General features: G+C 65.5%; 12 protein-coding genes and 1 tRNA gene. 11 read left to right on the forward strand and 2 right to left on the reverse strand.

Going from position 1 to position 15,244, the window contains the following annotated elements; all coding sequences use genetic code 11:
* The first annotated feature begins 247 nt into the window (after window positions 1-247).
* A tRNA-Ile gene (locus BMW54_RS17600) sits at window positions 248-323 on the forward strand.
* 398 nt (window positions 324-721) lie between these two features.
* Window positions 722-1,330 carry a hypothetical protein gene (locus BMW54_RS17605; RefSeq protein ID WP_090058734.1) on the forward strand — a complete coding sequence of 203 codons (609 nt, stop codon included), beginning with the start codon at window positions 722-724 and terminating at the stop codon, window positions 1,328-1,330.
* A 223-nt stretch (window positions 1,331-1,553) separates the two neighbouring features.
* Here BMW54_RS17605 and BMW54_RS17610 read toward each other — a convergent pair whose 3' ends face one another.
* Window positions 1,554-2,174 carry a hypothetical protein gene (locus BMW54_RS17610; protein WP_139206139.1) on the reverse strand — a complete coding sequence of 207 codons (621 nt, stop codon included), beginning with the start codon at window positions 2,172-2,174 and terminating at the stop codon, window positions 1,554-1,556.
* A gap of 169 nt (window positions 2,175-2,343) precedes the next feature.
* Here BMW54_RS17610 and BMW54_RS17615 point away from each other — a divergent pair, with 169 nt between their 5' ends.
* From BMW54_RS17615 to BMW54_RS17645, 7 genes are all read left to right on the forward strand, one after another.
* On the forward strand, window positions 2,344-3,243 hold the full coding sequence (locus BMW54_RS17615) for an NAD(P)-dependent oxidoreductase (RefSeq protein ID WP_090058739.1): 900 nt from the start codon (window positions 2,344-2,346) through the stop codon (window positions 3,241-3,243).
* Complete coding sequence (locus tag BMW54_RS17620) at window positions 3,240-4,064, forward strand: oxidoreductase (RefSeq protein WP_090058742.1); 825 nt, start codon at window positions 3,240-3,242, stop codon at window positions 4,062-4,064. The genes BMW54_RS17615 and BMW54_RS17620 overlap by 4 nt, the downstream gene beginning before the upstream one ends.
* 32 nt (window positions 4,065-4,096) lie before the next feature.
* On the forward strand, window positions 4,097-4,945 hold the full coding sequence (locus tag BMW54_RS17625) for an alpha/beta fold hydrolase (RefSeq protein ID WP_090058745.1): 849 nt from the start codon (window positions 4,097-4,099) through the stop codon (window positions 4,943-4,945).
* A 56-nt stretch (window positions 4,946-5,001) separates the two neighbouring features.
* The gene (locus BMW54_RS17630; protein ID WP_090058748.1) at window positions 5,002-5,532 is read left to right on the forward strand and encodes a VOC family protein; all 531 of its coding nucleotides are present in this window, start codon (window positions 5,002-5,004) and stop codon (window positions 5,530-5,532) included.
* 46 nt (window positions 5,533-5,578) lie between these two features.
* The gene (locus BMW54_RS17635; protein ID WP_090058750.1) at window positions 5,579-7,495 is read left to right on the forward strand and encodes a CocE/NonD family hydrolase; all 1,917 of its coding nucleotides are present in this window, start codon (window positions 5,579-5,581) and stop codon (window positions 7,493-7,495) included.
* A gap of 226 nt (window positions 7,496-7,721) precedes the next feature.
* Window positions 7,722-9,299: a Gfo/Idh/MocA family protein gene (locus tag BMW54_RS18870; RefSeq protein WP_090058752.1), complete on the forward strand. Its 1,578-nt coding sequence runs from the start codon at window positions 7,722-7,724 to the stop codon at window positions 9,297-9,299.
* 113 nt (window positions 9,300-9,412) lie between these two features.
* Entirely contained in the window at window positions 9,413-11,221 is a 1,809-nt protein-coding gene (locus BMW54_RS17645; protein WP_090058754.1) for a cation:proton antiporter, read from the forward strand.
* On the opposite strand, the gene BMW54_RS17650 is transcribed toward BMW54_RS17645, so the two are convergent.
* Window positions 11,207-12,214, reverse strand: a complete 1,008-nt coding sequence (locus BMW54_RS17650) for a LacI family DNA-binding transcriptional regulator (protein ID WP_090058757.1) — start codon at window positions 12,212-12,214, stop codon at window positions 11,207-11,209. The genes BMW54_RS17645 and BMW54_RS17650 overlap by 15 nt on opposite strands.
* A gap of 452 nt (window positions 12,215-12,666) precedes the next feature.
* Between BMW54_RS17650 and BMW54_RS17655 the strand changes: the two genes are divergently transcribed.
* Both BMW54_RS17655 and BMW54_RS17660 read left to right on the forward strand, forming a co-directional pair.
* Complete coding sequence (locus BMW54_RS17655; protein WP_090058759.1) at window positions 12,667-13,542, forward strand: sugar phosphate isomerase/epimerase family protein; 876 nt, start codon at window positions 12,667-12,669, stop codon at window positions 13,540-13,542.
* Window positions 13,543-13,551: 9 nt separating this feature from the next.
* Window positions 13,552-15,243: a GMC oxidoreductase gene (locus tag BMW54_RS17660; RefSeq protein WP_090058763.1), complete on the forward strand. Its 1,692-nt coding sequence runs from the start codon at window positions 13,552-13,554 to the stop codon at window positions 15,241-15,243.
* The last annotated feature ends 1 nt before the right edge of the window (window position 15,244 follow it).

Below are 15,244 nucleotides of genomic sequence, written 5' to 3' on the forward strand. Positions count from 1 at the left end.
GCCTGTCTGGGACCGGGGCTTGTGTGGGAGCGCGCTCGCGCGCGAAGGGTGCTCGCGAGGTCCTCCCACAGAACAAAAGCGAACGCCCACGCACTGATCCCCTAGAACCAGGCGTCGCCCCGACAGCCCCACACTTCTATACGCATTTGCGGCCACCGGCACCAAACGCCCCACCCCGCCATCAACCCGCCCCACCCCCACCGACAGACACCGCCGCCCCCATTCGCTACACTTCACCGCCGCACGCGGGCCTATAGCTCAACGGTTAGAGCAGGGGACTCATAATCCCTTGGTTCCAGGTTCGAATCCTGGTGGGCCCACCATGTGCAAGTCCGAGCCATTCCTTACCGTTGACTTCGACCGTGTGAGCGAAGGCCGCTGTCGCGGCTACCTGCGGAAACGTGCAATTGGTCGTGGCTCAAGTCTACGATCAACTCGCGCCCGAGCGCGCCCCGCCGATCGTGACCCGCGAGTACGTGAAATGGTTAGGCGACCTGGAAGTGCCGCGGAAAACGCAACATCTCGCTGCACTACAAGGTCGCCAGCAGTGCGGCCGAAGGTCCGGCGACGACGGCATGCAGGGCGTTGTCCCCTTGCGTCCGATTGATGTCACGCTAGCGCCACCCTGTGCCGCAAGCTCAAAAGCCTTCTTGAAGCCGAGCGCGAAACGGAGTGTTCGCAGGTAACCACGTGTCAATTCAGGAGCGGGAGAGCTTCACGCATGAAAATCGATCCTCAGACACTGACGACATTCTGGGACTGGAAAGTCGGCGATCTCGCAACTTGGTTCGGAGGCCTAGCGTCGGCCGCTGCAGCCGCTTTTGCTGGGTTCACTGCAAGGCAGGCCTATCGGATCGCCCGCATCCCGGTCGAGGAGCAGGAAAGGCAGCGAACGCAGCTCGCGGGCATCATCGCGCCGGCGCTGGCCTATGAGCTTCGCCGGGCCAAGGAAGAGTTGCCCGAAATTGCTGTGGCTGCCGACGCCGCCGCGGACACGATGCAACCCGAACTCTTCGGCAAGGCCCTGCATGGCCGACGGCTGCGTCGCACTACGATGATCACCAACTTCCTTGATCGTCTTGCCGTATTCGGGCACGTCGAAAGTGCCGAACTTTTGAAGGTCGCGGCAGGGATCCTCAACGTACGCGAATCGTTGGATGCTTGGCGTGCAGTGATCGCGCAGCGCGAGCTCGAAAACGTTCGGAGCGCTGATGATGTGGTGGAACTTCGGCAGTTCGCGGCAACGTGCCGCCACATATCGGGGAAGATCGATGGAGCACTCGCCATTCTAGCCATACACGGAGCGAAGAAAGATCATGCGGAGGTCTAGTCCGTTCTTTGCGCTCGCCTGTCCAGCCGCTCATTGGTCTCTAAAATTCTGCTGGTGAGCCTTTCTTTCTAATCCGCAAGCCACTCGCTGAGACATGGTTGCCAGCTAGAGCCCGCCGGCGCATTTCGGAGGTCACTTGCAAGGCCGCCGCTTGCGCATCCGCGATCGCAAACAGACGAACCTGAGTAGCCGTGGCGCGTCGTCCGCGACTGCCTCGCCAGACCTATCGCACAAGCACCATCTGCACGCAGATAGCCCCACCGCCGGCTACCAGGGGATAGACCGCTACATGCGCCCCGCTACGGTCGAAGGCATCGTAGGTCCATCTGCCATGTTCACCGTAGGAGCTCTGGCGCTTGAAGCCCATCCGTTCGAGTTCTTGCGTGAACTGCGAAAAGTCAGGCGTGCATATAGGCGTCGCAGCAGGATGGCCTTCGCCGATTGGGGAGAAGATGAGATCGACACGCGGCCCCGCGTCACCTGTCGATTGTCGCTCGATACTGACAGCCCAGCCACCGCCCAGCGACTGCGCGTAGCCGAAATGATCCGCACTGACGCGCCTGATCGGCAAACCCAGGCGATGACCCATGGCCTCCGGCGTGAGTTCGACAACCGATGATGTTTTGCGAATGAGTTCCAGCATGCCGCGCATGGCTCGCTCAGCGGTGATGTGGACGTTGCCCCCCTCCCTGCTCTGGGTCGCCTCAGCCTGGGCGAGCCGCGTCGACGTGAACGAGATGGCAAACAACGTGGCAACGATCCATCGCGCAGGGCGACGGTAGCGGTCGGGGTAACGCGAGCGCTGCCGGGGCATCTCGACTCCTTTTAGGCCTTTCGCGGCCATGACCGATCCTAGGCGACCGCCACCGAACATATTTGAACACCCATTGTTCAGCCCTGTCAGTCCCCGATCAATATTGTTCTTGGTAGCTTGAATCCATCGGCGCGATGCGCTGGAAGCCATTGGCTTTCGCTCCGCTCGCGCACTGGTTCAACAGGCTACGGAGATAGATATGCAGATCGGATTCATCGGTCTTGGGAGCATGGGCTCCGCCATGGCCCGCAACCTGGTGAAGGCAGGCCATGAGGTGCGTGCGTGGAATCGCAGTCGCGTCGATCCCGACGCGGTGCCCGGGGTGACGCTTCTCGACAGTCCGCGGGACGCGTTCCGTGCGGAGGTGGTCTTCACGATGTTGTCGGATGACGCGGTCATCCGCGAGGTCGTGCTGGATGCCGGCCTGCTTCGCGATGCGCGCCCTGGGTTGATCCACGTCGTCACCTCGACGATCTCGGTCGCGTTCGCGCGGGAACTGGCGGGGCTGCATGAGGCCGCGGGGCTGGGCTACGTGTCGGCACCGGTGCTCGGACGACCGAACGTCGCGGCGAGCGGGCAGCTCAACATCCTTGCCGCCGGTAAGCCCGGCACGATCGCCGCCATCGAGCCCGTGCTCGCGCCGCTCAGCAAGAAGGTGTGGAAGCTGGGCGACGATCCGGTGCGGGCCAATGCCGCCAAGCTCGCGGCGAACATGATGATCGCGATGGCGATCGAGGCGATGGTGGAAGGCGTCGCGCTCACCGAGAGCGTCGGTCTCGATCGCGCCGATTTCTTCGAGCTCATCCTCGGCACGCTGTTCGCCGGTCGCGCCTACGAGAGCTACAGCGCCCAGATGACCGAGCGCAACTTCGAGCCCGGCTTCAAGGCGAAGCTCGCGCTGAAGGACATGCGCCTCGCGAGCGCACTGGGCGAGGAATCCGGTCGCCCGCTGCCGATGCTCGACGTCGTTCGCGAGCGGCTGATGCGCGTCGTGTCGGTCGGCCTTGGCGAGAAGGACTGGTCGATCATGGCCGAGGTCGACCAAGCCGGCGACGGGTCGACGTCGTCGTCCCGCAGCAGCATGGAGGGGCACGCATGAAGACCTGGCTCATCACCGGCTGCTCGAGTGGTTTCGGCCGGCGACTCGCGCTCGCCGCCGCGGCGCGTGGCGATCGGGTGGTCGCGACCGCTCGCAACGTCGACGCGATCCGCGACATGGCCGTGCCCTTCGAGGGGCGCATGCTCGCCCTGCCCCTCGACGTAACCCGCCTGGAATCGATCGAGGCCGCGATCGCGACCGCTCTCGAGACATTCGGAACGATCGACGTGCTCGTCAACAACGCCGGCTATGGTCTGTTCGGCGCGATCGAAGAGGGCACGCCGGAAGAATATCGCCCACTGTTCGAGGTGAACGTCTTCGGCCTGATCGAAACGACGCGCGCCGTGCTGCCGACCCTGCGACGCAACGGCGGCACGATCGTCAACATGTCCTCGGGCGCCGGCATCGCCGGCAGTGGCGGCGGTGGCTATTACAACGCCAGCAAGTTCGCCGTCGAAGGTCTGTCCGAAGCGCTGTCGGGTGAGCTCGCACCGTTCGGCGTGCGGGTGATCCTCGCCGAGCCCGGCCCGTTCCGTACGGAGTTCCTGGGTCGCTCGATCACGATGGCGGCGAACGAGATGCCTGAATACGCGGCAAGTTCGCGGCGCCGGTATCGCGAGACGAACGACGGCAAGCAGGCGGGCGATCCCGATAAGGCCGTGGCTGTGATCCTGCAGGCCATCGATGCCGACGAGCCGCCGCTGCATCTTCCGCTCGGCCCCGTGGCTCATGCGATCGTCGAACGAAAGCTGGCCTCGTTGCGCCACGACGTCGACGCATGGCGCGACGTGTCGATCGACACCGATTTCGATAACCCATGAGCACGGGCGCTCGCCCCGCGATGGAGTCAAGCATGTTCCCCACGTTACCCGGTTTCACCCAGCAACTCGTTCCGGTCAACGGCATCAGAATCAATGCCGTCACGGGCGGCGAAGGCACGCCCATCCTCCTGCTCCACGGATGGCCCGAAACCTGGTGGGAGTGGCATCACGTAATGCCGTTACTCGCCAGGCATCACAGCGTGGTCGCCATCGACCTTCGCGGCGCGGGCTTCTCCGATTGCCCGCTGGACGGCTACGACAAGGCGACGATGGCGCGCGACGCGCATGAGGTGATGCGCGCGCTCGGTCATGAACGCTACGCGGTGTGCGGCCACGACATCGGAGGCATGGTCGCGCTGCCGCAGGCGGCGCTGTTCCGGGACGCGGTCACGCATCTGGCGGTGCTCGACGTTCCGCTTCCGGGATGGAGCGGATGGGAGGAGACCATCGCGAAACTCTGGCACTTCTCGTTCCATATGAATCGCGATCTGCCGGAGCGAATGATCCATGGACGCGAGTACGACTACGTCTCGGCGTTCATGGCCGAGCGGTTCCACGACCACAGCCGCTTCGATCCGGCGGACGTCGAGATCTTCTCCAAAGCCATGGCGCTACCCGGCCGCACACGCGGCGGCATGGAGTGGTACCGGACGCTCACCGCGGACCACGCCGCGTCGCTCGAATACAAGAAGCAACCGCTGGACATACCCGCCCTCGCGCTGGGCGGCGACCAGCGCTTCGGCCCACGGATGGTACCCATGCTGCGCGAGTTCGCGAGCGACGTCACGGGCGGTTCGATCGCGCAGTGCAGCCACTACGTCGCGGACGAACGGCCCGATGAGGTCGCCGCGGCACTGATCGATTTTCTCGGCGCCCGGTGATCCGGGACGACCTCGGCACGTTTCACGTCAACACCCGAACCCCAACGGAGACCATCATGTCTGCACCTGAAATCCGCGGCGTCAACCACGTCGGCATCACCGTTCCGGACATCGAAGCGGCGAAAGCGTTCCTCATCGAGGCCTTCGGCGGCCAGCTCATCTATCAGTCGTTCGGACCGCAGGATCCGCCGCGACAGGGCCCCGAGTTCGAGCGTGCGGTTGGCGCCTACCCTGGCACCGTCGTGCGTGCCCAGGCGATGGTGAAGATCGGCACCGGCCCCGACATCGAGCTGTTCGAGATGCACGGTCCGGAGCAGGCGCAGCCGATCCGCGCCAGCGACTTCGGCATCACGCATTTCGCGCTTTACACCGACGACATCGACGCCTCCGTCGCGCGCTTCGAGAAGGCGGGCGGTAAGGCGCTCACCGCGCCGCGCGCCATTCCGTACGCCACCGAGAAGGGACCGGGCAACAAGGTCTGCTACTGTCAGATGCCGTGGGGCACGACGATGGAATTCATCACCACGCCCGATCGCATGCCCTACCACGATCAGACGGACCTGCGTCGTTGGCAGGACGAGGGTTGATTGAAGCCGGAAGCGCCGACGGTACGGCTCACACGAGGATCGACGAATGCCATCCATGGTGCGGGCTGCCGCGGCGCTTCTCCTGCTTCTCTCCACGGCCCACGCACAGGTGGCGCCGGTCGATCCCGTCCAGCGCGGCAGTGACATACCGAAGGCATGGCACGAACCCGCGCGCGATGAGGATTTCGTCAGACGCGAGGTCATGATCCCGATGCGGGACGGCGTGAAGCTGCATACGGTGATCGTCATCCCGCGTGGCGCGACGGGCGCACCGATGCTGCTCGAACGCACACCGTACGATGCGAGCTCGTTCGTGTCCGGCAACGGCGCAAGACTCCGCGATCGCCTGCTCCCGGGCGATCGCGTCTGGGCCGACAACGGCTACATCCTCGTCGCGCAGGACGTGCGCGGCAAGTACGGCTCGGAAGGCACGTACGTCATGACGCGGCCTCCCATCGGTCCGCTCAATCCCGCGAAGACCGACGACACGACCGATGGTTACGACACGATCGACTGGCTGGTGAAGCATGTGCCCGAAGGCAACGGTCGCGTCGGCATGATCGGTTCGTCGTACGACGGCTGGGCGGTCGTCATGGCGTTGTTGCATCCGCATCCGGCACTGAAGGTGGCGGCGCCCGAGAGCCCGATGATCGACGGCTGGATGGGTGACGACTGGTTTCAGTACGGGGCCTTCCGGCAGAAGATGTTCGACTACGTCGTCGAGCAGACCAGCGCGAAGGGGAAGGGCCGCGCCGTTCCCCGGACGGGGCGCGACGATTACCAGGAAATGCTCGACGCGGGCTCGGCGGGTGCATACGCCGCGCGGCACGGCATCGATCGGCTTCCATGGTGGCGACGCCTGTCGAGCCATCCCGCCTACGACGCGCTCTGGCAGGGCCAGGCGCTCGACCGACTCGTCGCCGCACATCCCTCGTCGGTTCCGACCATGTGGGTGCAGGGACTATGGGATCAGGAAGACATCTACGGCGCCGTCCATAGCTGGGAAGCGCTGAAGGCGAAGGGGATGGCGGCGACCAATCACCTCGCCATGGGGCCCTGGTACCACAGCCAGGTGAACGGCCGCGCCGATGCGCTCGGCCCCTTGCGCTGGAGCGGCGACACCGCGGCCTGGTTTCGCAGCGAGGTACTGCTGCCCTTCTTCGATACCTATCTTCGCGATCGCAAGCCGGCGCGGCCCACGCCGCACGTGATCATCTACAACCCGGCGGAGGATCGCTGGGAACGCTTCGCCGACTGGCCCGGCGCCGGTCCGGACGAGCTCACGCCGATGTACCTGCAACCGGAGGGCGACCTCGCGCGCGCGCTCCCCGACGCGGGTCGCGACAGTTACGTCTCCGATCCCGCCAAGCCGGTACCGTTCGAGCCGCTGCCGATCCGCATGGGCGATCACGCGAGCTGGTCGACGTGGCTGGTGCAGGATCAGCGCTTCGTGTCCACGCGGCCCGACGTGATGAGCTACCAGACGCCGATCCTCGAGGCGCCGGTGCATGTTCAGGGCGCACCTGTCGCCGACATCTTCATGAGCACCACGGGCAGCGACGCCGATGTGGTTGTGAAGATCGTCGACGTCTACCCGGCCAGCAACGCCGACGCGCCGGAACTGTCCGGCTACCAGCTTCCCGTGAGCCTCGCGATGTTCCGTGGGCGTTACCGGAAGAGCTTCGAACATCCCTCCGCCATCGATCCGGGCGTCGTGCAGGAATACAGGTTCCGACTGCCGACGATCAATTACACGTTCAAGCCGGGCCATCGTCTCATGGTGCAGGTGCAGTCGTCGCTGTTCCCGCTCTACGATCGCAACCCACAAACGTATGTGCCCAACATTTTTTTCGCGCAGCCGCATGACTATCGGCCCGCGACAGTGACGATCGAGCATGGCAAGCAAGGACCGAGCGCGGTCCTTCTTCCGATCGTGCCGTCGTCGACGGCGATCGCGCCGTAGCGCATCGAAACGCGCGAAACCATGCGCATGCGTACGTCGTTTCACGCACGTCGAAAAGCCGCCCAGACACCCAGACGGCCACCGCTGAAATCACTTCCGTGAAGTATCGACGCGCATCAATGTGAGAATCCGGCCCCACTCTGTGATAAGAACACGTGCTTATCATGGGGATTCGGGGCCTCGTCCCGAACGCTAACTGGCAACCACTCGGGAGACAGCACAGAGCATGACGGACGAACCGAAGACCGAATCAGGGGCGAACGGCCGCGCGGCCGACGCGCGCACGGACACCCAGGGGAACATCCAGCTTTCACGCCGCAGCTTCATCACGGGCACCGCTATCGCGGCGACGGGACTCATGATCGTCCCACGCCACGTCCTCGGCGGCGTGGGCCACACGGCACCCAGCGACAAGCTCAACATCGCCGGCATCGGCGTCGGCGGCATGGGCGCGAGCAACATCCGCAACCTCGCCAGCCAGAACATCGTGGCGCTGTGCGATGTCGACTGGGGTTACACCGACAAGTCGTTCCACAAGATGTTCGACAGCCTGGGCAAGGCGCAGGCGCGGCTCGACAAGGCGAAGACGCCCGCCGAGCGCAAGAAGGTGCAGGAGGACATCGAGCACATTCGCCTGCTCTCGCGCCAGTATGGCTCGATCAAGCGCCATACCGACTTCCGCCGGATGCTCGACGAGCAGAAGGACATCGACGCGGTGGTCATCGCCACGCCGGACCACCTGCACGCGACGATCGCCAGCGCGGCGATGAGCCACGGCAAGCACGTCTATCTTCAGAAGCCGTTGACGTGGTCGATCCACGAAGCGCGCTTCCTGTCGAAGAAGGCCATCGACAACCCGCGCATCGTCACGCAGATGGGCAATCAGGGGCACTCGTCCGACGACGCGCGCCTGGTCAACGATTACATCGCCGCCAACGCGATCGGCGAGGTGCGTGAAGTCCACGCATGGACGAACCGCCCGCTCGCGTACTGGCCGCAGGGCATTCCCCGCCCGGTGGCCGTGCCGCCCCCGGGTCCCGCGGATTGGGACATGAACGCGGTGACGGCCCGCCTCGCCAACGCGATGGTCGGCAACTACCCGCTGCCGAAGGGCCTGGAGTGGGACCTCTTCCTCGGCCCTGGCCCGGAAGTCGGCTATCACCCGGTATATCACCCGTTCAACTGGCGCGGCTGGGTGGACTGGGGCGTGGGCGCCATCGGCGACATGGGCGCGCATCTGCTCGACTCGCCGTTCTGGTCGCTCGACCTCGGCCTGCCGACCGCCATCGAAACGGTTTCGACGCCGTTCGACAAGGCCTCGTACCCCATGGCCACGATGACGCACTTCGACTTCCCGGCGCGTGGCGACAAGCCGCCCGTGAAGCTCACCTGGTACGACGGCGGCCTGGTACCGCCGGGGCTCGAAGCACTCGGCGCCGGCCAGATGCCCGACGGCGGCACGCTCTATGTCGGCTCTAAGGGCAAGCTCGTGCACGAAACCTACGGCGACAACCCGCGCCTGCTGCCGAAGTCGCTGCACGACTCGGTCGGCACGCCGCCGCAAACCGTCGCGCGCATCAAGACGTCCCACGAGATGAACTGGGTGGATGCATGCAAGGGCAAGGGCGAGGCGACATCGCCGTTCCCGTACGCCGCCAAGCTCACGGAAATCATGCTGCTGGGCGTCGTGGCCCTGCGCGCGGGCGGCCGCATCGAATACGACGCGGCCAACATGCGCATCACCAACCTGGCGGACGCCAACCAGTACCTGACCCGCGAGTACCGCAAGGGCTGGACCCTCTAAGGCCGGCCACCGGCGCGCAGGGATGCGCGCCGTCCGGGCACCGCCCGGTTTTCACATGATCCTTTGTAGGCTGCGCCGCGAGCCGGACCCGTCCATGCCGGCCAAAGGATCCCATGTCGATCGAACCCGCCCTGCTGCTGACCCTGATGCTCGTGATCGGGTTCTTCTGCCAGTGGGTGGCGTGGCGCGTGCGCCTGCCCGCCATCCTATTCCTGCTGCTCGCCGGCATCGTCGCCGGGCCGGTGACCGGGCTGCTGCGGCCCGACAAGCTCATGGGCGACCTGCTGTTCCCGGTCGTGTCGCTGGCGGTCGCGGTGATCCTGTTCGAGGGGAGCCTGACGCTCCGCTTCCATGAGCTCAAAGGCATCGGCCATGCCGTCCGTGGGCTTGTGTCCTACGGCGCCCTGCTGGCCCTGGCGCTGCTCGCCGCGGCGGCGCATGTCATCGGCGGGCTGGGCTGGGAGCTCTCGTTCCTGTTCGGCGCGCTCACCTGCGTGACGGGTCCCACGGTCATCGCGCCCATGCTGCGAACCGTCCGCCCGAACGCGCGCATCGCGAACGCGCTGCGCTGGGAAGGCATCGTGATCGATCCCATCGGTGCGCTTTTCGCGGTGCTGGTGTACGAGGCGATCGCGTCGCATCGCGAAGGCCATTCGCTGCAGGTGTTCCTCGGCACGATCGCCTGCGGCGCGGTGACGGGCGGCATCGCCGCGTTCCTGCACGGCAACCTCCTGCGGCGCCACTGGATTCCCGAATACCTGCAGAACTTCGGCACGCTGGCCGCCGTGCTCATGACCTTCAGCCTGTCGAACGCGATCGCCCACGAGTCGGGCCTGCTCGCCGTGACGATCATGGGCATCGCGCTCGGCAACATGCGCGACGTGCACATCGACGACATCATGGATTTCAAGGAACACCTCACGACGCTGCTGGTGTCCACGCTCTTCATCCTGCTGGCGGCGCGGCTCGACTGGCCGCTTCCGGACGGCGCGCTCGTCGCCGGGCTCGCGATCTTCGCGGTGGCGCAGGTCGTGATCCGTCCGCTGTCGGTCTTCGTCTCCACCCTCGGCAGCGAACTGACGTGGCGCGAGCGCGCGCTCATCGGCTGGATCGCGCCGCGCGGCATCGTCGCCGCCTCGGTCTCCGCCCTGTTCGCCATACGCATGGAGGAGACCGGCATGACCGGCGCGGACAGGCTGGTCCCGCTCGTCTTCCTCATGATCATCGGCACCGTGGTGTTCCAGAGCGCGACGGCGCGTCCGCTGGCGCGCTGGTTCAAGGTGGCCGAGCCCGAGCCGCGCGGTGTGCTGCTGTACGGCGCCAACGCCGTCGCCATCGAGGTGGCGCGGGCGCTGCATGCCATCGAGGGCCTGCGTGTCGTCGTCGCGGACGACGACTGGCATGGCATCCGTACCGTGCGCATGGAAGGCGTGCCGACGTTCTTCGGCAATCCCGCGTCCCAGGCGGCGGATCGTCACCTCGATCTCGCGGGGATCGGGCACCTGCTCGCGATGTCGACGCATCGAGAGCTGAATTCGCTGGTGAGCGTGCACTACCGCGAAGAATTCGGTCGCGACAAGGTGTTCCGTCTGCGCAATCTGTCGCCGGAGGAGAGCCATGGCCGCGTGTCGCTGGCGAGCAGCCTGCTCGCGCCGGCGCTGTTCGCCGAGGACATGACGCACGACCGCTTCGACGACCTGCTGCGCGACGGCTGGCGCGTCAAGACCACGCGCCTCAGCGAGACCTTCGACTGGACGGCATTTCTGGCCCGGTACGGCAGCGACGCCCTGCCGCTCTTCGGCGTCGAGCCGCGCGGCGACCTGCGCATCGCCACGGGCCCGCACCCTCTCGCGCCCCGCCCCGGCTGGACGGTGATCGCGCTCGTGCCGCCCCAGGCGATCGAGGCTTCAGACGGGGCGTGAATCCCGGCGGCACGGCCCCGTGGAGCCACGCACCACGAGCTCGGCCGAGAGGACGCGCTTGCGCGGCGGCACCTCGGGATCGTTGAGGATCTCGATCAGCATCGTCATGGCCTCGCGGCCGAGGGCGTTCTTCGGCTGCGACAGCGTCGTCAGCGCGGGCGTGGTGTAGCGCGAGAAACGGATGTCGTCGAAGCCGACCACCGACACATCCTCCGGCACACGCAGCCCGCGCGAGATCAATGCGCGCATCGCGCCGATGGCCATCTCGTCGTTGGAGCAGAACACGGCGGTGAAGCCACCGCCCTGCGCAAGCAGGTGATCGACCGCGCGCTCCCCGGCCTCGATGGAGAAGTCGCCCACCGCGGCCAGCGCGGGATTCGCGCGGATGCCGGCACGCTTCAGTCCCAGCTGGTAGCCCTCTTCGCGATCGACGCAGATGGGACTCGACGACGGGCCCGCGACGAACGCGATGTCCCGATGGCCGAGGCTCACGAGGTAGTCGACGGCGGTGGCGGCGGCCGCCACGTTGTCCACGTACACGCTCGAGATCGAACGATCCTTCACGTATTCGCACGCGTTGACGATCGGCAGGCGACCGTCCACCGGGATCGTCGGGATGCGGTGGAACATCGTGATGATGCCGTCCGCCTGCCGCGCGGCCACCATGTCGGCGTACGCCTGTTCGCGGACGAGGTTGCTCTGCGTTTCACCGAGCAACACGGAATAGCCGTTCTCGTAAGCGACCTGCTCGATGCCGCGGATCACTTCCGAGAAGAACGGGTTCGCGATATCGGGAAGCAGCGCGACGATCAGGCGCGTGCGCGCCGTGCGCAGGTTGCGTGCGAGCGCGTTCGGGGTGTAGCCCAGCCGCTTGACGATCTCGTGGATGCGCTGGCGGGTTTCCTCACTGACGATTTCCGGACGCTGCAGCGCGCGCGATACGGTTGCGACCGAAACTTTCGCGATCGCGGCGATCTCCTTGACCGTACGCACGCGTACCGTCTGCGGCGCAACATGAGCGCCCCGGCCCTTGCCGCTTTTCTTCTTCGGTCCTGGTCGCTCGACGCTCACCCGATCTCATCCCGTTCCTGCGTGGACGTGAACGAGCGAAACGCCGCTCGCACCGTTCCCTATATGTTGCGATGCAACGTAACGGCTTGCATAAAACCGTTGCAGGGCTCTTCACCCATCTGATACATATCTTGGCATGTTCATGGCGCGCGACCCGCAAGCCGCCTGTTGAACCTCACACATCCCGTTCATGGTGAAGGACTTCGGGTCCACCGGCCATGCGGATGTAATCGAATACATTTTCAACGGCGGTGGGCCGTTGGGGGAAGCATGGCAAGCCAGTCGATTTCGACAAGCGCCAGGGTAATCGACCGGTGACGCCCGGCATCGATTCGTGCCCCTCGTCGGCACCCAAAGACTCGGAAAACTCTCTCATGATGACTCGCAGGCAGTTTCTTGCGCGGTCCGCGCTGTGCGGCACGGCGTTGGGGCTCGGTCTCGGCACGTCCGGGAAACTTCTCGCCGCCGCATCCGCGGGCAAGACGATGGGCATCCAGCTCTACATGGTGCTCGATGCGTACCAGAAGGATCCCGTCGGCACGCTCAAGACGCTGAAGTCGATCGGCTACGCCGAGATCGAGGCGATCGTCACCACCACCGCCGAAACGCTGCGCGACCAGCTGAAGGAAGCGGGCCTCGCCTGCCCCAGCATGCATTTCGACAGCATGGGTTTCGACAAGGGCATCGATGCCGCGCACGTGCTCGGGTCGAAGTACATCGTCAGCAGCATGCTGCCCGCGACGATGCAGAAGGAAAAAGGCGGCCAGGGCAAGCTCACCTATACGCTAGACGATGCGAAGCGCACGGCGGAGTACGCCAATCGCCTCGCCGAGAAGGCGAAGAAAGCCGGCCTGCAGTACGCGTATCACAACCACCACGACGAGTTCACCGACGTGGGCGGCGGCAAGACGTTCTACGACGTGCTGCTCGCGGAAACGGATCCGAAGCTCGTGCAGTTCGAACTGGACTGCGGCTGGGTCCACGCCGGCGGCAAGAATCCGGCCGGCTACTTCAAGGCCAACCCGGGCCGCATCCCGCTGATGCACGCGAAGGATTTCCTGCCCGGCAACGCGAAGGACTATCCCGGCGCCGAACTCGGTCGCGGCACGCTCGACTACAAGCCGATCATGGCCGCCGCCGACGCGGCCGGCCTGAAGCATTGCTTCGTCGAGCAGGAAGGCCCGTTCGCCCGCATGAGCTCGCTCGACGCCGCGCGCGTCGACTTCGATTACCTGCGCCCGCTGCGCTAAGGAACCCGTATGGAAAAGAACACATTCGACGCCATCGTCGTCGGTACCGGCGTGAGCGGCGGTTGGGCCGCCAAGGAACTCACGGAGAAGGGCGTCAAGACGCTCGTCCTCGATCGTGGCCCGATGGTGAAGCATCTCGACTACCCGACGGCCATGAAGGCGCCGTGGGAGCTGCCGTACGGCGACGAGCCGACGCAGGAAGACCTCGCTCGCTGGCCGAAGCACACGCGCCCCTCGTTCTACGGCATCACGCAGTCCACGAAGCACTGGTTCGTCGACGACATCGACAATCCGTACGAGGAGACCAAGCCGTTCGACTGGTTCCGCGGCTATCACGTCGGCGGCCGCTCGCTGATGTGGGGCCGGCAGAGCTATCGCCTCAGCCCGATGGACTTCGAGGCGAACGGCAAGGAAGGCGTGGGCGTGGACTGGCCCATCCGTTACGACGACCTCGCTCCGTGGTACGACCACGTCGAGCACTTCATCGGCGTCAGCGGCAACAACGACCACCTGGCCCAGCTGCCGGACGGCGACTTCCTGCCGCCCATGGACCTCAACTGCGTCGAGAAGGACTTCCAGAGCAAGCTCGACGCGAAGTTCAACCGCAAGCTCATCATCGGCCGCACGGCCAACCTCTCCGCGCCGCTCAAGCATGATCAGAGCCCCCAGCGCGGCACCTGCCAGTACCGCAACCTGTGCATGCGCGGTTGTCCGTTCGGCGGCTACTTCAGCAGCAACTCGTCCACCCTGCCCTCCGCGGAGCGCACCGGCAACATGACGATGGTGACCAACGCCATCGTGTACGAGCTGATCTACGACAACGACAAGGGCAAGGCGACGGGCGTTCGCGTGCTGGACGCGGAGACCGGCAAGCAGACCGAGTACTTCGCCAAGGTGATCTTCATGTGCGCGTCGACCTTCGGCACCGCGCACATCCTGATGAACTCGACCTCGACGCGCTTCCCGAACGGCTTCGGCAACGACAGCGGTGAGCTCGGCCACAACATCATGGACCACCTCTTCGGCACCGGCGCGCGCGCCATGGTCGAGGGCCACGAAGACCGCTACTACTCCGGCCGCCGCCCCACCGGCTTCTACATTCCCCGCTACCGCAACATCGGTGCCGACAAGCAGAAGTACCTGCGTGGCTTCGGCTTCCAGGGCGGCGCGGGTCGCCAGGACTGGACGCGCCTCGTCGAGCAGCAGGCGCTGGGCGAAGACCTCAAGCGCGCCGCGCAGGAGCCGGGCCCGTGGTACGTCTCGATGATGGGCTTCGGCGAGATGCTGCCGTCGCACAAGAACTTCGTCACGCTCGACCGCAACCACAAGGACAAGTACGGCCTGCCGGTGCTCAACTTCGACGCCGCGCACCAGGAAAACGAAATCCTGATGAGCAAGGCGATCATCGAGGACGCGATGGAGATGCTGACCGGCGCCGGTTATCGTGACGTCGGCTCGTTCTCCATGAAGGCCAACGTCGGCGCCGGCATCCACGAGATGGGTACCGCGCGCATGGGCCGCGATCCGAAGACGTCGGTGCTCAATGGCTGGAACCAGATGCACGCCTGCAAGAACGTCTTCGTGACGGACGGCTCGGCCATGGCGTCGTCCGCCTGCCAGAATCCGTCCCTCACCTACATGGCGATGACCGCGCGCGCGGCCAACTACGCCGTGGAAGAACTCAAGCGCGGCAACATCTGAG

Origin of the sequence: Luteibacter sp. 329MFSha (genome assembly GCF_900111665.1) — a bacterium.
GTDB lineage: Bacteria > Pseudomonadota > Gammaproteobacteria > Xanthomonadales > Rhodanobacteraceae > Luteibacter.